This window comes from Salmonella sp. JXY0409-18 (assembly GCF_020268625.1).
Taxonomy (GTDB): Bacteria; Pseudomonadota; Gammaproteobacteria; order Enterobacterales; family Enterobacteriaceae; genus Salmonella; species Salmonella enterica.
On the sequence record NZ_CP084216.1, the window covers coordinates 1,712,318 to 1,731,690 of the forward strand.

Genomic DNA, 19,373 nt, shown 5'->3' on the forward strand with positions numbered 1-19,373 from the left:
ATGTTTTTACGTCAGGAAGATTTCGCCGCCGTGGTGCGGGCGACGCCCCTCATCTCCCTCGATTTCATTGTGGAAAACGGCCAGGGGGAAATTTTACTGGGCCAGCGTCTCAACCGTCCGGCGCAGGGCTACTGGTTTGTGCCGGGGGGGCGGGTGTGCAAAGACGAAACGCTGGAGGCCGCCTTTGCACGCCTGACGCAGGCGGAACTGGGCGTGCGTCTGCCGCTGGCGGCAGGGACGTTTTATGGCGTCTGGCAGCACTTCTATGACGACAACTTTTCCGGTGAGGATTTTTCAACTCACTACATCGTGCTCGGCTTTCGTCTGCGCGTGGCGGAGAGCGATTTACGCCTGCCTGAGACCCAGCATGGCAGTTACCGCTGGCTGACGCCGGAACAGCTTCTGGCAAGCGATAATGTTCATGAGAACAGTCGGGCCTACTTCCTTCCTGACGCGCCGGCGGTGGGCCTATGAAGATCCTGGTCTATGGCATTAACTATTCGCCGGAACTGACCGGTATCGGCAAATATACCGGCGAAATGGTGGCGTGGATGGCGCGGGAAGGCCATGAGGTGCGGGTCATTACTGCGCCGCCGTACTACCCGCAGTGGAAGGTCGGCGAGCGCTATTCCGCCTGGCGCTATCGCCGGGAAGAGGGCGAGGCTACCGTCTGGCGCTGCCCGCTGTATGTGCCGAAACAGCCCTCCACCTTAAAACGGTTGCTTCATCTGGGGAGCTTTGCATTGAGCAGTTTTTTCCCACTGATGGCGCAGCGTCGCTGGAAGCCGGATCGGATTATCGGCGTTGTACCGACGCTCTTTTGTACGCCGGGAATGCGTCTGCTGGCGACACTCTCCGGCGCGCGTACCGTACTGCATATTCAGGATTACGAAGCGGACGCCATGCTCGGCTTAGGAATGGCGGGAAAAGGCAAGCGCGGCAGCGTAGCGCGGTTAGCGACGGCCTTTGAACGCAGCGCGCTGCGTAACGTTGATAATGTTTCGACCATCTCTCGCTCCATGATGAATAAAGCGCGGGAAAAGGGCGTCGCGGCGGAAAAAATCCTCTTTTTTCCGAACTGGTCGGAAGTGGCGCGCTTTCAGGACGTTAATGACGCTGACGTGACGGCTTTGCGTCAGCAGCTTGGCTTGCCAGAGGGTAAAAAAATCGTGCTCTATTCCGGCAATATCGGCGAAAAGCAAGGGCTGGAAAAGGTGATAGACGCCGCGGAACGATTACGCGATCGACCGCTGATTTTCGCGATTGTCGGCCAGGGGGGCGGCAAGGCGCGGCTGGAGAACATGGCCCGCGAACGCGGCCTGCCAAATATTAAATTCCTCCCGCTGCAGCCTTACGACGCCTTACCCGCGCTGCTGAAAATGGGCGACTGCCATCTGGTGGTGCAAAAGCGCGGCGCGGCGGATGCGGTACTGCCCTCCAAGCTGACTAACATTCTGGCGGTCGGCGGCAATGCGGTAATTACCGCTGAGCCGCACACCGAATTAGGACAACTTTGCGCGCGTTATCCGGGCATCGCCGTTTGCGTGGAGCCGGAGTCAACCGACGCGCTGGTCGACGGGATTAGCCAGGCGCTCGCCATGCCGAAAAACAACACGACGGCACGTGAATACGCCGAACGCACGCTCAATAAAGAGAACGTGCTACGCCAATTTATTGCAGATATTCGGGGATGATAATGCGTCAGACAAAACTTTACCCGGTTGTGATGGCCGGTGGCTCCGGTAGCCGATTGTGGCCGCTTTCTCGCGTGCTTTATCCAAAACAGTTTTTGTGCCTGAAAGGCGATCTCACCATGCTGCAAACCACCATTTGCCGTCTGAACGGCGTGGAGTGCGAAAGCCCGGTGGTTATCTGCAACGAACAGCACCGTTTTATCGTTGCCGAACAGCTCCGCCAGCTCAATAAGCTGACGGAGAACATTATTCTTGAGCCCGCCGGGCGCAATACCGCGCCGGCGATTGCGCTGGCGGCGCTGGCAGCGACGCGCCAGCATACGGACTGCGATCCGCTGATGCTGGTACTGGCGGCGGATCATGCGATCGCCAATGAAGAGGCCTTCCGCGACGCGGTGCGCGGCGCCATGCCCTATGCTTACGCGGGCAAACTGGTGACCTTCGGTATTGTGCCGGATCTGCCGGAAACCGGCTATGGCTATATCCGGCGCGGTGATGTCGTGCCGGGCGCGACGGATGCGGTGGCTTTTGAGGTGGCGCAGTTCGTTGAGAAGCCGGGGCTGGAAACCGCCCAGGCCTACGTCGCCAGCGGCGATTACTACTGGAACAGCGGCATGTTTCTGTTCCGCGCCGGACGCTATCTGGAAGAGCTGAAAAAGTTCCGCCCCGATATTCTGGCCGCTTGTGAACAGGCGATGCGCGGCGTCGATCCGGATCTTGACTTCATTCGTGTGGATGAAGAGGCCTTCCTCGCCTGTCCGGAAGAGTCCATTGACTACGCGGTGATGGAGCGGACGGCGGACGCGGTGGTGATGCCAATGGACGCGGGCTGGAGCGATGTCGGCTCGTGGTCCTCGCTGTGGGAAATCAGCGCCCACACCCCGGAGGGAAATGTCCACCACGGCGACGTCATCAGCCATAAAACGGAAAACAGCTACGTTTACGCCGAATCCGGCCTGGTGACCACCGTCGGTGTGAAGGATCTGGTGGTGGTGCAGACCAAAGACGCCGTGCTGATTGCCGATCGCCACGCGGTGCAGGACGTGAAAAAGGTGGTGGAGAAGATCAAGGCCGACGGACGCCATGAGCACCACATGCATCGCGAGGTTTACCGTCCGTGGGGCAAATACGACTCCATCGACGCGGGCGAGCGCTATCAGGTGAAGCGCATTACCGTCAAGCCGGGGGAAGGACTGTCGGTACAGATGCACCATCACCGCGCCGAGCACTGGGTGGTGGTGGCAGGGACCGCCAGAGTCACCATCAACGGCGAGGTTAAGCTGCTCGGTGAAAACGAGTCCATCTATATTCCGCTGGGGGCGACCCACTGCCTGGAAAATCCGGGAAAAATACCGCTCGATTTAATTGAAGTGCGTTCCGGCTCGTATCTCGAAGAGGACGACGTGGTGCGGTTCGAGGACCGTTACGGGCGGGTCTGACGCCTGCAATGGTGCCCGGTAAGCGCAACGCGCCATCCGGCAATGAACAACAATAACGATGTTGGCCATTTACGGTCAGGGCTAACTGTTGCCTGAAGAAGGGTAAGAACATGACAAAATTAACCTGTTTCAAGGCCTACGACATTCGCGGCAGGCTGGGCGAAGAGCTCAATGAAGATATCGCGTGGCGGATTGGCCGCGCTTACGGCGAATATTTAAAACCGAAAACCATCGTGCTGGGCGGCGACGTGCGCCTGACCAGCGAGGCGCTGAAGCTGGCGCTGGCGAAAGGGTTACAGGACGCGGGCGTCGACGTGCTGGATATCGGTATGTCCGGCACCGAAGAGATTTACTTCGCCACCTTCCACCTCGGCGTGGACGGCGGTATTGAAGTGACCGCCAGCCATAACCCGATGGACTACAACGGTATGAAGCTGGTGCGCGAGGGCGCCCGCCCGATAAGCGGCGACACCGGTCTGCGCGACGTTCAGCGTCTGGCGGAAGCGGGCGATTTCCCGCCGGTGAACGACGCCGCGCGCGGCAGCTACAGACAAATCAGCCTGCGCGACGCCTACATCGACCACCTGCTCGCCTACATCAGTGTTAACAATCTCACCCCGCTGAAGCTGGTGGTGAATTCCGGCAACGGGGCGGCGGGGCCGGTCATTGACGCCATCGAAGCGCGTCTGAAGGCGCTGGGCGCGCCGGTGGAGTTCATCAAAATCCACAACACCCCGGACGGCACCTTCCCGAACGGCATTCCCAACCCGTTGCTGCCGGAGTGTCGCGACGACACCCGCAAGGCCGTTATTGAACACGGGGCGGACATGGGCATCGCCTTTGACGGCGACTTCGACCGCTGCTTCCTGTTCGATGAGAAAGGGCAGTTTATCGAGGGGTACTACATCGTCGGGCTGCTGGCGGAAGCGTTTCTGGAAAAACACCCGGGGGCGAAGATTATCCACGACCCGCGCCTGACCTGGAACACGGAGGCAGTGGTGACGGCGGCGGGCGGGACGCCGGTGATGTCAAAAACCGGGCACGCCTTTATCAAGGAGCGGATGCGTACGGAGGATGCCATTTATGGCGGGGAAATGAGCGCGCATCACTATTTTCGTGATTTTGCCTACTGTGACAGCGGAATGATCCCGTGGCTGCTGGTGGCGGAGCTGGTGTGCCTGAAGGGACAGTCGCTGGGTGAACTGGTCCGCGACCGGATGGCGGCGTTCCCGGCGAGCGGGGAAATCAACAGCAGGCTGGCGGAGCCGGCAGCGGCCATCGCGCGGGTGGAAGCGCACTTCGCGGAAGAGGCGCAGGCGGTGGACCGCACGGACGGACTCAGCATGTCGTTCGCCGACTGGCGTTTCAACCTGCGCTCGTCGAACACCGAACCGGTGGTGCGCCTGAATGTGGAATCACGCGGCGATATTCCGCTGATGGAAGCGCGAACACGCACTCTGCTGGCGCTGCTGAATCAGTAACGTCAGATCTCCCCTTACCGCCTGCGGGTAAGGGGCCAATCACAGGAACAACGATGACAAATCTAAAAAAGCGCGAACGAGCCAAAACCAATGCATCGTTAATCTCTATGGTGCAACGCTTTTCAGATATCACCATCATGTTTGGCGGGCTGTGGTTCATCTGTGAAGTCAGTGGACTGCCATTCCTGTACATGCACCTGTTGGTGGCGCTGATTACGCTGGTTGTTTTTCAAATGCTGGGCGGGATGACCGATTTTTATCGCTCCTGGCGCGGCGTCAAAATGTCGACAGAGTTAACGCTGTTACTGCAAAACTGGACGCTGAGCCTGATCTTCAGCGCCGGTCTGGTGGCGTTTAATGATGACTTTGACAACCGCCTTGCCACCTGGCTGGCCTGGTATGCGCTGTCCAGCCTGGGTTTAGTGTTATGCCGTTCATTTATTCGTTTCGGCGCGGGCTGGCTACGCAATCGTGGTTATAACACTCGCCGGGTCGCCGTCGCCGGAGATTTGCCTGCGGGCCAGGCGTTGCTGGATAGCTTCCGTAATGAGCCGTGGCTGGGTTTTGAGGTGGTGGGCGTCTATCACGATCCCAAACCGGGCGGCGTCTCTGCTGACTGGGCCGGGAACTTCGAGCAGTTAATTGACGATGCGAAAGCCTCGCGAATTCACAATGTTTATATCGCTATGTCAATGAGCGACGGCGCCATGGTGAAAAAACTGGTGCGCGAGCTGGCCGACACCACCTGCTCGGTGATCCTTATTCCCGATGTGTTCACCTTTAATATTCTCCACTCGCGCGTGGAGGAGATGAGCGGCGTTCCGGTCGTTCCGCTGTATGACACGCCGCTGTCAGGGATTAACCGTCTGCTTAAACGGGCAGAAGATATCGTGCTGGCGTCGCTGATTCTGCTGCTCATCTCACCGGTACTGTGCTGCATTGCGCTGGCGGTCAAATTGAGCTCGCCCGGGCCGGTGATTTTCCGTCAGACGCGCTACGGGATGGACGGCAAGCCGATCAAGGTCTGGAAGTTCCGCTCAATGAAGGTGATGGAGAACGATAAGGTCGTTACCCAGGCGACACAAAACGATCCGCGCGTCACCCGGGTAGGTAACTTTTTGCGTCGTACCTCGCTGGATGAATTACCGCAGTTTATCAACGTATTAACCGGCGGGATGTCTATCGTCGGTCCTCGCCCGCACGCGGTGGCGCATAACGAACAGTATCGTCAGTTGATTGAAGGTTACATGCTACGCCACAAGATGAAGCCGGGCATCACCGGCTGGGCGCAAATTAATGGCTGGCGCGGTGAGACCGATACGCTGGAGAAAATGGAAAAACGCGTGGAATTCGACCTGGAATACATCCGCGAATGGAGTATTTGGTTCGATATCAAAATCGTTTTTCTGACGATTTTTAAAGGGTTTGTTAATAAAGCGGCGTATTAAGAACCTGACCCACAAGGCTATTTTACTTGCCATATTGAACCAGGGCAGCGTGTACGCTCCGGTTTTCCCGCGCTGTCCGTGTTCAATCTGGCTGCGCCAATGACGCCTTGTGAACAGGTTCTGGAGAAAAGAATGAGTTTACGACAAAAAACGATCAGCGGCGCTAAATGGTCGGCTATCGCCACGATAGTGATTATCGGTCTGGGGTTAATTCAGATGACGGTGCTGGCGCGGATCATCGACAACCACCAGTTTGGCCTGTTGACCGTCTCGCTGGTGATTATCGCGCTGGCCGACACGATCTCGGACTTTGGCATCGCGAACTCGATTATCCAGCGTAAAACGATTGGGCATCTGGAGCTGACCACGCTTTACTGGCTAAACGTTGGGCTTGGGATTGTGGTATTTGCGGTGGTCTTTTGGCTGAGCGATGCGATTGCCCATGTTTTGCATAACCCGGATCTCGCGCCGTTAATCAAAACGTTGTCGCTGGCGTTTATCGTGATCCCTCACGGGCAGCAGTTCCGCGCGCTGATGCAAAAAGAGCTGGAGTTCAATAAGATCGGCATGATCGAAACGACCTCCGTGCTGGCGGGGTTCACCTTTACGGTGATTAGCGCCCATTACTGGCCGCTGGCGTTAACCGCGATTCTCGGCTATCTGGTGAACAGCGCGGTGCGAACGCTGCTGTTTGGTTACTTTGGCCGCAAGATTTACCGTCCGGGGCTGCATTTTTCGCTGGCATCGGTGTCCACGAACCTGCGTTTTGGCGCGTGGCTGACGGCGGACAGTATCGTCAATTACATCAACACGAATTTATCGACGCTGGTACTGGCGAGAATTCTCGGCGCAAGCGTCGCCGGGGGATATAACCTCGCGTACAACGTGGCGGTTGTGCCGCCGGCAAAGCTTAACCCCATCATTACTCGCGTGCTATTTCCGGCATTCGCCAAAATCCAGGACGATACCGAGAAGCTGCGCGTCAACTTCTATAAGTTGCTTTCCGTGGTGGGAATTATCAATTTTCCCGCGCTGTTGGGCCTGATGGTAGTGGCGAACAATTTTGTGCCGTTAGTGTTTGGCGAGAAGTGGAACAGCATTATCCCGATCCTGCAATTGCTGTGCGTGGTGGGGCTGCTGCGCTCGGTCGGCAACCCGATTGGTTCGCTGCTGATGGCGAAAGCGCGCGTGGATATCAGCTTTAAGTTCAACGTCTTTAAAACGTTTCTGTTTATCCCGGCAATTCTCATTGGTGGCCATCTGGCGGGGGCGATTGGCGTGACGCTGGGGTTCCTGGTGGTGCAAATCATCAACACCATTCTGAGCTATTTCGTGATGATTAAGCCGGTACTCGGCTCCAGCTATCGTCAGTATATTCTCAGCCTGTGGCTACCGTTTTATCTCTCATTGCCCACATTTATTACCAGCTACGGCGCAGGAAAGCTGGTCGACGGCTATTTACCGTTGTCAGGGGTATTCGCGCTACAGGTTATGGTCGGTATTTTGAGTTTTATTTTAATGATTATTTTTTCACGCAATGCGCTGGTGATGGAAATTAAAAATCAGCTTGTTGGCAGTGCAAAACTGAAAAAGTTATTACGTGTCGGATGACGGGGATATAAGAGGCTATTTATGAAATTATTAATTTTAGGCAACCACACATGCGGCAACCGTGGTGATAGCGCCATTATGCGCGGTTTGCTTGATGCCATCCGTCAACAGGCGCCAGAGGCGGAGATGGATGTGATGAGCCGTTTCCCGGTGAGTTCCGCCTGGTTGCAGGGGCGCCCGATTATTGCCGACCCGCTGTATCAGTTAAGTCAGAAACAGCAGGCGGCGGCAGGACTTAACGGTCGGGTGAAAAAAGTATTACGCCGTCGTTTTCAGCATAAAATTTTATTGTCTAAAGTCGCCCAGGAAGGATCGCTGCGTAATTTTGCTATCGCGCCGGAATTTGCCGAATTCGCGCAATTTATTGCGCAGTATGACGCCGTCATTCAGGTGGGCGGTTCAAACTATGTCGACTTATACGGTTTGACTCACTTTGAATATCCGCTGTGCGCGTTTATGGCGAACAAACCAATTTATATGGTGGGACATAGCGTCGGCCCTTTCCAGAACCCTGACTTTAACCAGCTCGCCAATTATGTTTTTGGGCGCACCAGTGCGCTGATCCTGCGTGAAACCGTCAGCCGCGATCTGATGACCGCCGCGCAGATCGATACCCGAAAAGTAGAGCAGGGGGTGGATACCGCCTGGTTAGTCGAACGCCGTCACGACGAGTTTGTCGCCAGTTATGCTGTGCAGCACTGGCTGGACGTCACCGCGCGCCGCAAAACCGTCGCGATTACGTTGCGCGATCTGGAGCCGTTTGATAAACGCCTGGGCACCACTCAGCAGGCCTATGAGCAGGCATTTGCCCAGGTCGTGAATCGCCTGATTGCGGACGGTTATCAGGTACTGGCGCTGTCGACCTGCACCAGTATCGATCGCTATAACCGCGATGACCGGATGGTTGCGTTACGGATGGCGAAGTATGTAAACGACTCAGAGCATTTTCATATCGCGATGGACGAACTCAATGACGTGGAAATCGGAAAGATCCTCGCATCCTGCGTACTGACCATCGGGACGCGCCTGCATTCCGCCATTATCTCCATGAATTTTGGCACGCCCGCCATCGCCATTAATTATGAACATAAATCCGCCGGGATTATGCAGCAGCTAGGCCTGGCGGAATTGGCTATCGATATCCGTCACTTGCTGAACGGTTCATTACAAAGCGTGGTGGCCGATACGCTCAATCAATTGCCTGCGCTAAAGGCAAAAGTGGCTAACGCCGTTACCGAGGAGCGGGCGAAAGGGTTCACGATGATCAAATCCGTTCTCGACAGAATTCGGGAGGAACAATGAAAGTCAGCTTTTTTCTGCTGAAATTTCCACTCTCATCGGAAACCTTTGTGCTGAATCAGATTACTGCGTTTGTTGATATGGGCCATGAGGTGGAGATTGTCGCGTTACAAAAAGGCGATACCCAACATACTCACGCCGCCTGGGAGAAGTATGGCCTGGCGGCGAAAACCCGCTGGTTACAGGATGAGCCCCAGGGACGGCTGGCGAAACTGCGCTACCGGGCATGTAAAACGCTGCCGGGGCTGCATCGTGCGGTGACCTGGAAAGCGCTCAATTTTATCCGCTATGGCGATGAATCACGCAATTTGATCCTTTCCGCGATTTGCGCGCAGGTGAGCCACCCTTTTGTGGCGGATGTGTTTATCGCGCACTTTGGTCCGGCGGGCGTGACGGCGGCCAAACTACGCGAACTGGGCGTGCTTCGCGGCAAAATCGCGACTATTTTCCACGGGATTGATATTTCCAGCCGCGAAGTGCTCAGTCATTACACGCCGGAGTATCAGCAGTTGTTTCGTCGTGGCGATCTGATGCTGCCCATCAGCGATCTGTGGGCCGGTCGCCTGAAAAGTATGGGCTGCCCGCCGGAAAAGATTGCCGTTTCGCGCATGGGCGTCGACATGACGCGTTTTTCCCATCGTCCGGTGAAAGCGCCAGGGATGCCGCTGGAGATGATTTCCGTCGCGCGCCTGACCGAGAAAAAAGGACTGCATGTGGCGATTGAAGCCTGTCGGCAACTGAAAGCGCAGGGCGTGGCGTTTCGCTACCGCATTCTGGGGATTGGCCCGTGGGAACGTCGGCTGCGCACGCTCATCGAGCAGTATCAGTTAGAGGATGTCATTGAGATGCCGGGGTTTAAACCGAGCCATGAAGTGAAGGCGATGCTGGATGACGCCGATGTTTTTTTGCTGCCGTCGATTACCGGTACGGATGGCGATATGGAAGGTATTCCGGTAGCGCTGATGGAGGCGATGGCGGTGGGGATTCCCGTGGTGTCTACCGTGCATAGCGGCATTCCGGAACTGGTGGAGGCCGGCAAATCCGGCTGGCTGGTGCCGGAAAACGATGCGCAGGCGCTGGCGGCCCGACTCGCTGAGTTCAGCCGGATTGACCACGACACGCTGGAGTCGGTGATCACGCGCGCCCGTGAAAAAGTGGCGCAAGATTTTAACCAGCAGGTGATTAATCGCCAGTTAGCCAGCCTGCTACAAACGATATAAACGAGGTGGTATGCCCGCGACTAAATTCTCCCGACGAACCCTCCTGACGGCAGGTTCCGCGCTTGCTGTTCTTCCTTTTCTGCGCGCCTTGCCGCTACAGGCGCGTGAACCTCGCCAGACCGTCGATATTAAGGATTATCCGGCGGATGACGGTATTGCCTCGTTCAAACAGGCCTTCGCCGACGGACAGACCGTGGTCGTACCGCCAGGATGGGTGTGTGAAAATATCAATGCGGCGATAACGATCCCGGCGGGAAAAACGCTGCGGGTACAGGGCGCGGTGCGTGGGAATGGCCGGGGACGGTTTATTTTGCAGGACGGGTGTCAGGTGGTGGGGGAGCAGGGCGGCAGTCTGCACAATGTGACGATGGATGTTCGCGGGTCGGACTGTGTGATTAAAGGCGTGACGATGAGCGGCTTTGGCCCCGTCGCGCAAATTTTCATTGGTGGTAAGGAACCGCAGGTGATGCGTAATCTCATTATCGATGACATCACCGTTACCCACGCCAACTACGCCATTCTCCGCCAGGGATTTCATAACCAAATGGACGGCGCGAGGATTACGCATAGCCGCTTTAGCGATTTACAGGGGGACGCCATTGAGTGGAATGTCGCGATTCACGACCGCGACATCCTGATTTCCGATCATGTCATCGAACGCATTGATTGTACCAATGGCAAAATCAACTGGGGGATCGGCATCGGGCTGGCGGGTAGCACCTATGACAACAGTTATCCTGAAGATCAGGCAGTAAAAAACTTTGTGGTGGCCAATATTACCGGATCTGATTGCCGACAGCTGGTGCACGTAGAAAATGGCAAACATTTCGTCATTCGCAATGTCAAAGCCAAAAACATCACGCCCGATTTCAGTAAAAATGCGGGTATTGATAACGCAACGATCGCAATTTATGGCTGTGATAATTTCGTCATTGATAATATTGATATGACGAATAGTGCCGGGATGCTCATCGGCTATGGCGTCGTTAAAGGAAAATACCTGTCAATTCCGCAAAACTTTAAATTAAACGCTATTCGGTTGGATAATCGCCAGGTTGCTTATAAATTACGCGGCATTCAAATTTCATCCGGTAACGCCCCCTCATTTGTTGCCATCACCAATGTACGGATGACGCGTGCTACGCTGGAACTGCATAATCAACCGCAGCACCTCTTTCTGCGCAATATCAACGTGATGCAAACTTCAGCGATTGGCCCGGCGTTAAAAATGCATTTCGATTTGCGTAAAGATGTCCGTGGTCAATTTATGGCCCGCCAGGACACGCTGCTTTCCCTCGCTAATGTTCATGCCATCAATGAAAACGGGCAGAGTTCCGTGGATATCGACAGGATTAATCACCAAACCGTGAATGTCGAAGCAGTGAATTTTTCGCTGCCGAAGCGGGGAGGGTAAGTACCGCTATTTTTACGAAAATTCCTGGGAAAAAGTTGTTCATACTTAATGTTATGGTGCCGACTAAGACGTAATGTAGAGCGTGCCATCATTATCCCTGGCAGCAGAGTAATTCATGCTGGCGAAAACAAGCTAAAGAGCTATAATTCAGCAACCATTTTACAGGTGGAAGAAACAATGATGAATTTGAAAGCAGTTATACCGGTAGCGGGTTTGGGTATGCATATGTTGCCTGCCACCAAGGCAATCCCAAAAGAGATGCTACCGATCGTCGACAAGCCAATGATTCAGTACATTGTCGATGAGATTGTGGCTGCAGGGATCAAAGAAATCGTACTTGTGACTCACGCGTCTAAAAACGCCGTTGAGAACCACTTCGACACCTCTTATGAACTTGAATCACTTCTTGAGCAGCGCGTTAAGCGCCAGCTTTTGGCGGAAGTGCAATCTATCTGCCCACCGGGCGTAACGATTATGAACGTTCGCCAGGCGCAGCCGTTAGGGCTGGGGCACTCTATTCTGTGCGCGCGTCCGGTCGTGGGCGATAACCCTTTCATTGTGGTACTCCCGGATATTATTATTGATGATGCTACCGCCGATCCGCTGCGCTATAACCTTGCGGCGATGGTGGCGCGTTTCAATGAAACGGGTCGCAGCCAGGTGCTGGCGAAGCGCATGAAAGGTGATTTATCGGAGTATTCCGTTATCCAGACGAAAGAACCTCTGGATAATGAAGGCAAAGTCAGCCGGATTGTGGAGTTTATCGAAAAACCGGATCAGCCGCAGACGCTGGATTCCGATTTGATGGCGGTAGGCCGTTATGTGCTTTCAGCCGACATCTGGGCGGAACTGGAAAGAACCGAACCGGGCGCCTGGGGCCGCATCCAGCTCACCGATGCCATTGCTGAACTGGCGAAAAAACAGTCGGTTGACGCGATGCTGATGACGGGTGACAGCTATGACTGCGGTAAAAAAATGGGCTACATGCAGGCATTTGTGAAGTACGGGCTGCGCAACCTGAAAGAAGGAGCGAAGTTCCGTAAGAGCATAGAGCAGCTTTTGCATGAATAAGTATTAACAACCGTGATAAATGGTTGGTGATAAACATAATAACGGCAGTGAACATTCGAAGCGGCAAGTTGGCTGAAACGAGTGTTGACTGCCGTTTTAGTTTTGTATAAAGGGCTTAAGTAACAAGGGGTTATCTGGAGCATTTTAATGCTGATTTTATAAGATTAATCCTTGTTTCCGGATGCAATTAATAAGACAATTAGCGTTTAAGTTTTAGTGAGCTTTGCCCTGCTGGGCGAGGTTTGTAACAAGTCGATATGTACGCAGTGCACTGGTAGCTGATGAGCCAGGGGCGGTAGCGTGTGTAACGACTTGAGCAATTAATTTTTATTGGCAAATTAAATACCACATTAAATACGCCTTATGGAATAGAAAAGTGAAAATACTTATTACTGGCGGGGCAGGTTTTATTGGATCAGCTGTTGTCCGCCATATTATTAAGAATACACAGGACACTGTAGTTAATATTGATAAATTAACCTACGCCGGTAATCTTGAATCCCTTTCTGATATTTCTGAAAGTAATCGCTACAATTTTGAACACGCGGATATTTGTGATTCCGCTGAAATAACGCGTATTTTTGAGCAGTACCAGCCGGACGCGGTGATGCATTTGGCTGCGGAAAGTCATGTGGATCGTTCGATTACCGGGCCGGCAGCATTTATTGAAACCAATATCGTCGGCACCTATGTACTTCTTGAAGTTGCGCGTAAATACTGGTCTGCGCTTGGCGAAGATAAAAAAAATAGTTTTCGTTTTCATCATATTTCCACTGATGAAGTTTACGGCGATTTACCGCATCCTGATGAAGTTGAAAACAGCGTTACGCTGCCGTTATTTACTGAAACGACGGCATATGCGCCAAGTAGCCCCTATTCTGCGTCAAAAGCATCCAGCGATCATTTAGTCCGTGCCTGGCGGCGTACCTATGGTCTACCAACGATCGTTACCAATTGTTCTAATAACTATGGCCCTTATCACTTCCCTGAAAAACTGATTCCGTTGGTCATTTTGAACGCACTGGAAGGAAAGCCTTTGCCAATTTATGGCAAAGGGGATCAGATTCGCGACTGGCTATATGTAGAAGATCACGCTCGCGCGCTTCATATGGTAGTGACTGAAGGCAAGGCAGGGGAGACTTATAACATTGGTGGCCACAATGAGAAGAAAAATCTCGATGTGGTATTTACTATCTGTGATCTGCTGGATGAGATTGTACCCAAAGCGACTTCTTATCGTGAACAAATCACTTATGTCGCGGATCGTCCGGGCCATGATCGTCGTTATGCCATTGATGCAGGTAAAATTAGCCGTGAATTAGGCTGGAAACCGCTGGAGACCTTTGAAAGCGGTATTCGTAAAACAGTGGAATGGTACCTTGCAAATACTCAATGGGTAAACAATGTTAAAAGTGGGGCGTATCAGAGTTGGATAGAACAGAACTATGAAGGACGCCAGTAATGAATATCTTACTTTTTGGTAAGACAGGGCAAGTAGGCTGGGAGTTGCAACGTTCTCTGGCACCAGTGGGGAATCTGATTGCCCTGGATGTCCATTCAAAAGAGTTTTGCGGTGATTTTAGTAATCCGAAAGGCGTTGCTGAAACCGTTCGTAAGCTTCGTCCCGATGTGATTGTTAACGCAGCAGCCCATACTGCAGTAGATAAAGCAGAGTCTGAACCAGAACTAGCGCAGTTACTTAACGCCACCAGTGTGGAAGCCATCGCTAAAGCGGCCAACGAAACTGGCGCATGGGTAGTGCATTATTCAACCGATTATGTATTTCCTGGTACCGGCGATATCCCATGGCAGGAAACGGACGCTACGTCGCCGCTGAATGTCTATGGCAAGACCAAACTGGCGGGAGAAAAGGCCCTGCAGGATAACTGCCCTAAGCACCTTATCTTCCGCACCAGTTGGGTTTATGCAGGTAAGGGCAATAATTTCGCAAAGACAATGCTTCGTCTGGCGAAAGAGCGTCAGACACTTTCAGTCATCAACGATCAGTACGGTGCGCCAACCGGTGCGGAATTACTGGCTGACTGCACGGCGCATGCGATCCGTGTGGCGTTAAATAAACCAGAAGTCGCAGGTCTTTACCATCTGGTTGCCGGGGGAACCACAACCTGGCATGACTACGCGGCGTTAGTCTTTGACGAGGCACGCAAAGCAGGGATAACGCTTGCGCTTACGGAGCTTAATGCTGTGCCGACCAGCGCCTACCCGACGCCGGCGAGCAGACCTGGAAATTCGCGTCTCAATACTGAAAAGTTTCAGCGTAATTTTGGCCTTATTCTGCCGCAATGGGAATTAGGAGTTAAGCGTATGCTGACTGAAATGTTTACGACGACACCCATCTGATAAATTTAAATGCCCATCAGGGCATTTTCTATGAATGAGAAATGGAAATGAAAACGCGTAAGGGCATTATTTTAGCGGGGGGCTCCGGCACCCGTCTTTATCCGGTGACCATGGCGGTAAGTAAGCAATTGCTACCAATTTATGATAAACCGATGATTTACTATCCCCTTTCCACGCTTATGCTGGCAGGCATTCGGGATATCCTGATCATCAGTACGCCACAGGACACGCCGCGTTTTCAACAACTGCTGGGAGACGGCCGCCAGTGGGGACTGAATCTCCAATATAAAGTACAGCCAAGCCCGGATGGCTTAGCACAGGCGTTTATTATTGGTGAAGAGTTCATTGGTCATGATGATTGTGCATTAGTGCTGGGTGACAATATCTTCTATGGTCATGATTTACCAAAGTTAATGGAAGCTGCCGTTAATAAAGAAAGTGGTGCTACCGTCTTTGCTTATCATGTAAACGATCCAGAGCGCTACGGTGTGGTTGAGTTTGACCAAAATGGCACAGCCGTTAGTCTGGAGGAAAAACCGTTACAACCGAAGAGTAATTACGCGGTAACGGGGCTGTATTTTTATGATAATAGCGTGGTGGAGATGGCGAAAAATCTTAAGCCTTCCGCTCGCGGTGAGTTAGAAATCACGGATATTAACCGTATCTATATGGAGCAGGGAAGATTGTCTGTCGCTATGATGGGGCGTGGTTATGCCTGGCTGGATACAGGGACGCATCAGAGTTTGATAGAGGCTAGTAATTTTATTGCAACCATCGAAGAACGCCAGGGACTAAAAGTGTCCTGCCCGGAAGAGATCGCATTTCGTAAAAATTTTATAAATGCACAACAGGTTATAGAACTGGCCGGGCCATTATCAAAAAATGATTATGGCAAATATTTGCTGAAGATGGTGAAAGGTTTATAAGTGATGATTGTGATTAAAACAGCAATACCAGATGTCTTGATCTTAGAGCCTAAAGTTTTTGGCGATGAGAGGGGATTCTTTTTTGAAAGTTATAACCAGCAGACCTTTGAAGAGTCGATTGGACGTAAAGTTACATTTGTTCAAGATAATCATTCAAAATCCAAAAAGAACGTACTCAGAGGGTTGCATTTTCAGAGAGGAGAAAATGCACAGGGTAAGTTAGTTCGTTGTGCTGTCGGTGAGGTTTTTGATGTTGCGGTCGATATCCGAAAAGAATCGCCTACTTTTGGTCAGTGGGTTGGCGTAAATCTATCTGCTGAGAATAAGCGACAGCTTTGGATTCCAGAAGGTTTTGCTCATGGTTTTGTTACTCTTAGTGAGTATGCAGAGTTTCTGTACAAAGCAACTAATTATTACTCACCTTCATCGGAAGGTAGCATTCTATGGAATGATGAGACAATAGGTATTGAATGGCCTTTTTCTCAGCTGCCTGAGCTTTCAGCAAAAGATGCTGCAGCACCTTTACTGCATCAAGCCTTGTTAACAGAGTAAGCATCGTGTCTCATATTATTAAGATTTTTCCATCAAATATTGAATTTTCCGGTAGAGAGGATGAATCAATCCTCGATGCTGCGCTATCGGCTGGCATCCATCTTGAACATAGCTGCAAAGCGGGTGATTGTGGTATCTGTGAGTCCGATTTGTTAGCGGGAGAAGTTGTTGACTCCAAAGGTAATATTTTTGGACAGGGTGATAAAATACTAACCTGCTGCTGTAAACCTAAAACCGCCCTTGAGCTAAATGCACATTTTTTTCCTGAACTAGCTGGACAGACAAAAAAAATTGTCCCATGCAAGGTAAATAGTGCTGTACTGGTTTCAGGCGATGTTATGACTTTGAAGTTACGTACACCACCAACAGCAAAAATTGGCTTCCTTCCAGGGCAGTATATCAATTTACATTATAAAGGTGTAACTCGCAGTTATTCTATCGCTAATAGTGATGAGTCGAATGGTATTGAGTTGCATGTAAGGAATGTTCCCAATGGTCAGATGAGCTCGCTCATTTTTGGGGAGTTACAAGAAAATACTCTTATGCGCATTGAAGGGCCTTGCGGAACATTTTTTATTCGTGAAAGTGACAGACCTATAATCTTCCTTGCAGGCGGTACTGGATTCGCTCCAGTTAAATCAATGGTTGAGCATCTCATTCAGGGAAAATGTCGTCGTGAGATCTACATTTACTGGGGAATGCAAGATAGTAAAGATTTTTACTCTGAATTACCGCAGCAGTGGAGTGAACAGCACGACAACGTTCATTATATCCCTGTTGTTTCTGGTGATGACGCCGAATGGGGGGGAAGAAAGGGATTTGTCCATCATGCCGTGATGGATGATTTTGATTCTCTAGAGTTCTTCGATATATATGCATGTGGTTCACCTGTGATGATCGATGCTAGTAAAAAGGACTTTATGATGAAAAATCTCTCTGTAGAACATTTCTATTCTGATGCATTTACCGCATCTAAATAATATTGAGGATAATTTATGAAAGCGGTCATCCTGGCTGGTGGACTTGGTACCAGACTAAGTGAAGAAACAATTGTAAAACCAAAACCGATGGTAGAAATTGGTGGCAAGCCTATTCTTTGGCACATTATGAAAATGTATTCTGTGCATGGTATCAAGGATTTTATTATCTGCTGTGGTTATAAAGGATATGTGATTAAAGAATATTTTGCGAACTACTTCCTTCACATGTCAGATGTAACATTCCATATGGCTGAAAACCGTATGGAAGTTCACCATAAACGTGTTGAACCATGGAATGTCACATTGGTTGATACGGGTGATTCTTCAATGACTGGTGGTCGTCTGAAACGTGTTGCTGAATACGTAAAAGATGACGAGGCTTTCCTGTTTACTTATGGTGATGGCGTTGCCGACCTTGATATCAAAGCGACTATCGATTTCCATAAGGCTCACGGTAAGAAAGCGACTTTAACAGCTACTTTTCCACCAGGACGCTTTGGCGCATTAGATATCCAAGCTGGTCAGGTCCGGTCATTCCAGGAAAAACCGAAAGGCGATGGGGCAATGATCAATGGTGGTTTCTTTGTGTTGAATCCATCGGTTATCGATCTCATCGATAACGATGCAACAACCTGGGAACAAGAGCCATTAATGACATTGGCACAACAGGGGGAGTTAATGGCTTTTGAACACCCAGGTTTCTGGCAGCCGATGGATACCCTACGTGATAAAGTTTACCTCGAAGGGCTGTGGGAAAAAGGTAAAGCTCCGTGGAAAACCTGGGAGTAACTAGATGATTGATAAAAATTTTTGGCAAGGTAAACGTGTATTCGTTACCGGCCATACTGGCTTTAAAGGAAGCTGGCTTTCGCTATGGCTGACTGAAATGGGTGCAATTGTAAAAGGCTATGCACTTGATGCGCCAACTGTTCCAAGTTTATTTGAGATAGTGCGTCTTAATGATCTTATGGAATCTCATATTGGCGATATTCGTGATTTTGAAAAGCTGCGCAATTCTATTGCAGAATTTAAGCCAGAAATTGTTTTCCATATGGCAGCCCAGCCTTTAGTGCGCCTATCTTATGAACAGCCAATCGAAACATACTCAACAAATGTTATGGGTACTGTCCATCTGCTTGAAGCAGTTAAGCAGGTAAGTAACATAAAGGCAGTCGTAAATATCACCAGTGATAAGTGCTACGACAATCGTGAGTGGGTGTGGGGCTATCGTGAGAACGAACCCATGGGAGGGTACGATCCATACTCTAATAGTAAAGGTTGTGCAGAATTAGTCGCGTCTGCATTCCGGAACTCATTCTTCAATCCTGCAAATTATGAGCAACATGGCGTTGGTTTGGCGTCTGTGAGAGCTGGTAATGTCATAGGTGGAGGCGATTGGGCTAAAGACCGTTTAATTCCCGATATTCTGCGCTCATTTGAAAATAACCAGCAGGTTATTATTCGAAACCCATATTCTATCCGTCCCTGGCAGCATGTACTGGAGCCTCTTTCTGGTTACATAGTAGTGGCGCAACGCTTGTATACAGAAGGTGCTAAGTTTTCTGAAGGATGGAATTTCGGCCCACGTGATGAAGATGCGAAGACGGTCGAATTTATTGTTGACAAGATGGTCACGCTTTGGGGTGATGATGCAAGCTGGTTACTGGATGGTGAGAATCATCCTCATGAGGCACATTACCTGAAACTGGATTGCTCTAAAGCAAATATGCAATTAGGATGGCATCCGCGTTGGGGATTGACTGAAACACTTGGTCGCATCGTAAAATGGCATAAAGCATGGATTCGCGGCGAAGATATGTTGATTTGTTCAAAGCGTGAAATCAGCGACTATATGTCTGCAACTACTCGTTAAGAAA

16 protein-coding genes and 1 pseudogene are annotated in these 19,373 nt (G+C 51.3%); all 17 read left to right on the forward strand.

Annotated elements, in window-relative coordinates; genetic code table 11:
• The 17 genes and pseudogenes from LDB27_RS08010 to rfbG all read left to right on the forward strand — a co-directional run bounded on the left by LDB27_RS08010 (nucleotide 1) and on the right by rfbG (nucleotide 19,369).
• Nucleotides 1–474 (forward strand): GDP-mannose mannosyl hydrolase, encoded by a 474-nt coding sequence (locus LDB27_RS08010; RefSeq protein ID WP_001530314.1) that lies wholly within the window; start codon nucleotides 1–3, stop codon nucleotides 472–474.
• Nucleotides 471–1,694: a colanic acid biosynthesis fucosyltransferase WcaI gene (gene wcaI, locus LDB27_RS08015; protein ID WP_000699646.1), complete on the forward strand. Its 1,224-nt coding sequence runs from the start codon at nucleotides 471–473 to the stop codon at nucleotides 1,692–1,694. Before LDB27_RS08010 ends, wcaI begins: the two co-directional genes overlap by 4 nt.
• Nucleotides 1,691–3,133 carry a mannose-1-phosphate guanyltransferase gene (cpsB, locus tag LDB27_RS08020; protein WP_000605953.1) on the forward strand — a complete coding sequence of 481 codons (1,443 nt, stop codon included), beginning with the start codon at nucleotides 1,691–1,693 and terminating at the stop codon, nucleotides 3,131–3,133. The genes wcaI and cpsB overlap by 4 nt, the downstream gene beginning before the upstream one ends.
• Before the next feature lie 110 nt (nucleotides 3,134–3,243).
• The gene (gene cpsG / locus LDB27_RS08025; protein WP_000164185.1) at nucleotides 3,244–4,614 is read left to right on the forward strand and encodes a colanic acid biosynthesis phosphomannomutase CpsG; all 1,371 of its coding nucleotides are present in this window, start codon (nucleotides 3,244–3,246) and stop codon (nucleotides 4,612–4,614) included.
• A 53-nt stretch (nucleotides 4,615–4,667) separates the two neighbouring features.
• Nucleotides 4,668–6,062 carry an undecaprenyl-phosphate glucose phosphotransferase gene (wcaJ, locus tag LDB27_RS08030; RefSeq protein WP_000183163.1) on the forward strand — a complete coding sequence of 465 codons (1,395 nt, stop codon included), beginning with the start codon at nucleotides 4,668–4,670 and terminating at the stop codon, nucleotides 6,060–6,062.
• 132 nt (nucleotides 6,063–6,194) lie between these two features.
• Nucleotides 6,195–7,673: a colanic acid undecaprenyl disphosphate flippase WzxC gene (wzxC, locus tag LDB27_RS08035; RefSeq protein WP_000058681.1), complete on the forward strand. Its 1,479-nt coding sequence runs from the start codon at nucleotides 6,195–6,197 to the stop codon at nucleotides 7,671–7,673.
• A 21-nt stretch (nucleotides 7,674–7,694) separates the two neighbouring features.
• Nucleotides 7,695–8,975: a colanic acid biosynthesis pyruvyl transferase WcaK gene (wcaK, locus tag LDB27_RS08040; protein WP_000770902.1), complete on the forward strand. Its 1,281-nt coding sequence runs from the start codon at nucleotides 7,695–7,697 to the stop codon at nucleotides 8,973–8,975.
• Nucleotides 8,972–10,192 (forward strand): colanic acid biosynthesis glycosyltransferase WcaL, encoded by a 1,221-nt coding sequence (gene wcaL / locus LDB27_RS08045; RefSeq protein ID WP_000868529.1) that lies wholly within the window; start codon nucleotides 8,972–8,974, stop codon nucleotides 10,190–10,192. The genes wcaK and wcaL overlap by 4 nt, the downstream gene beginning before the upstream one ends.
• A 10-nt stretch (nucleotides 10,193–10,202) precedes the next feature.
• On the forward strand, nucleotides 10,203–11,606 hold the full coding sequence (gene wcaM, locus LDB27_RS08050; RefSeq protein ID WP_001111835.1) for a colanic acid biosynthesis protein WcaM: 1,404 nt from the start codon (nucleotides 10,203–10,205) through the stop codon (nucleotides 11,604–11,606).
• A 177-nt stretch (nucleotides 11,607–11,783) separates the two neighbouring features.
• The gene (gene galF, locus LDB27_RS08055) at nucleotides 11,784–12,677 is read left to right on the forward strand and encodes a GalU regulator GalF (protein ID WP_000981469.1); all 894 of its coding nucleotides are present in this window, start codon (nucleotides 11,784–11,786) and stop codon (nucleotides 12,675–12,677) included.
• A 376-nt stretch (nucleotides 12,678–13,053) separates the two neighbouring features.
• Nucleotides 13,054–14,139, forward strand: coding sequence for a dTDP-glucose 4,6-dehydratase (rfbB, locus tag LDB27_RS08060; protein ID WP_000697850.1), 1,086 nt, complete (start codon nucleotides 13,054–13,056; stop codon nucleotides 14,137–14,139).
• Nucleotides 14,139–15,038: a dTDP-4-dehydrorhamnose reductase gene (gene rfbD / locus LDB27_RS08065; protein ID WP_001023663.1), complete on the forward strand. Its 900-nt coding sequence runs from the start codon at nucleotides 14,139–14,141 to the stop codon at nucleotides 15,036–15,038. The genes rfbB and rfbD overlap by 1 nt, the downstream gene beginning before the upstream one ends.
• 47 nt (nucleotides 15,039–15,085) lie before the next feature.
• Nucleotides 15,086–15,964 (forward strand): glucose-1-phosphate thymidylyltransferase RfbA, encoded by an 879-nt coding sequence (gene rfbA, locus LDB27_RS08070; RefSeq protein ID WP_024132299.1) that lies wholly within the window; start codon nucleotides 15,086–15,088, stop codon nucleotides 15,962–15,964.
• A complete protein-coding gene (gene rfbC / locus LDB27_RS08075) occupies nucleotides 15,965–16,516 on the forward strand; it encodes a dTDP-4-dehydrorhamnose 3,5-epimerase (RefSeq protein WP_000973712.1) in 552 nt (183 codons plus the stop codon).
• Nucleotides 16,517–16,521: 5 nt separating this feature from the next.
• Nucleotides 16,522–17,515 (forward strand): annotated as a pseudogene (locus LDB27_RS08080) (CDP-6-deoxy-delta-3,4-glucoseen reductase).
• Nucleotides 17,512–18,285 (forward strand): glucose-1-phosphate cytidylyltransferase, encoded by a 774-nt coding sequence (rfbF, locus tag LDB27_RS08085; protein WP_000648783.1) that lies wholly within the window; start codon nucleotides 17,512–17,514, stop codon nucleotides 18,283–18,285. The pseudogene LDB27_RS08080 and the gene rfbF overlap by 4 nt, the downstream one beginning before the upstream one ends.
• A 4-nt stretch (nucleotides 18,286–18,289) precedes the next feature.
• The gene (gene rfbG / locus LDB27_RS08090) at nucleotides 18,290–19,369 is read left to right on the forward strand and encodes a CDP-glucose 4,6-dehydratase (protein WP_000565904.1); all 1,080 of its coding nucleotides are present in this window, start codon (nucleotides 18,290–18,292) and stop codon (nucleotides 19,367–19,369) included.
• Nucleotides 19,370–19,373 lie beyond the last annotated feature (4 nt).

What these genes read in the sequence shown, in the direction of transcription:
- wcaL (WP_000868529.1), top strand. Translation starts at nt 8,972, where the DNA reads ATGAAAGTCAGCTTTTTTCTGCTGAAATTTCCACTCTCATCGGAAACC.
- wcaM (WP_001111835.1), top strand. Translation starts at nt 10,203, where the DNA reads ATGCCCGCGACTAAATTCTCCCGACGAACCCTCCTGACGGCAGGTTCC.
- wzxC (WP_000058681.1), top strand. Translation starts at nt 6,195, where the DNA reads ATGAGTTTACGACAAAAAACGATCAGCGGCGCTAAATGGTCGGCTATC.
- wcaK (WP_000770902.1), top strand. Translation starts at nt 7,695, where the DNA reads ATGAAATTATTAATTTTAGGCAACCACACATGCGGCAACCGTGGTGAT.
- rfbA (WP_024132299.1), top strand. Translation starts at nt 15,086, where the DNA reads ATGAAAACGCGTAAGGGCATTATTTTAGCGGGGGGCTCCGGCACCCGT.
- cpsB (WP_000605953.1), top strand. Translation starts at nt 1,691, where the DNA reads ATGATAATGCGTCAGACAAAACTTTACCCGGTTGTGATGGCCGGTGGC.
- rfbD (WP_001023663.1), top strand. Translation starts at nt 14,139, where the DNA reads ATGAATATCTTACTTTTTGGTAAGACAGGGCAAGTAGGCTGGGAGTTG.
- wcaJ (WP_000183163.1), top strand. Translation starts at nt 4,668, where the DNA reads ATGACAAATCTAAAAAAGCGCGAACGAGCCAAAACCAATGCATCGTTA.
- galF (WP_000981469.1), top strand. Translation starts at nt 11,784, where the DNA reads ATGATGAATTTGAAAGCAGTTATACCGGTAGCGGGTTTGGGTATGCAT.
- wcaI (WP_000699646.1), top strand. Translation starts at nt 471, where the DNA reads ATGAAGATCCTGGTCTATGGCATTAACTATTCGCCGGAACTGACCGGT.
- rfbF (WP_000648783.1), top strand. Translation starts at nt 17,512, where the DNA reads ATGAAAGCGGTCATCCTGGCTGGTGGACTTGGTACCAGACTAAGTGAA.
- LDB27_RS08010 (WP_001530314.1), top strand. Translation starts at nt 1, where the DNA reads ATGTTTTTACGTCAGGAAGATTTCGCCGCCGTGGTGCGGGCGACGCCC.
- rfbG (WP_000565904.1), top strand. Translation starts at nt 18,290, where the DNA reads ATGATTGATAAAAATTTTTGGCAAGGTAAACGTGTATTCGTTACCGGC.
- cpsG (WP_000164185.1), top strand. Translation starts at nt 3,244, where the DNA reads ATGACAAAATTAACCTGTTTCAAGGCCTACGACATTCGCGGCAGGCTG.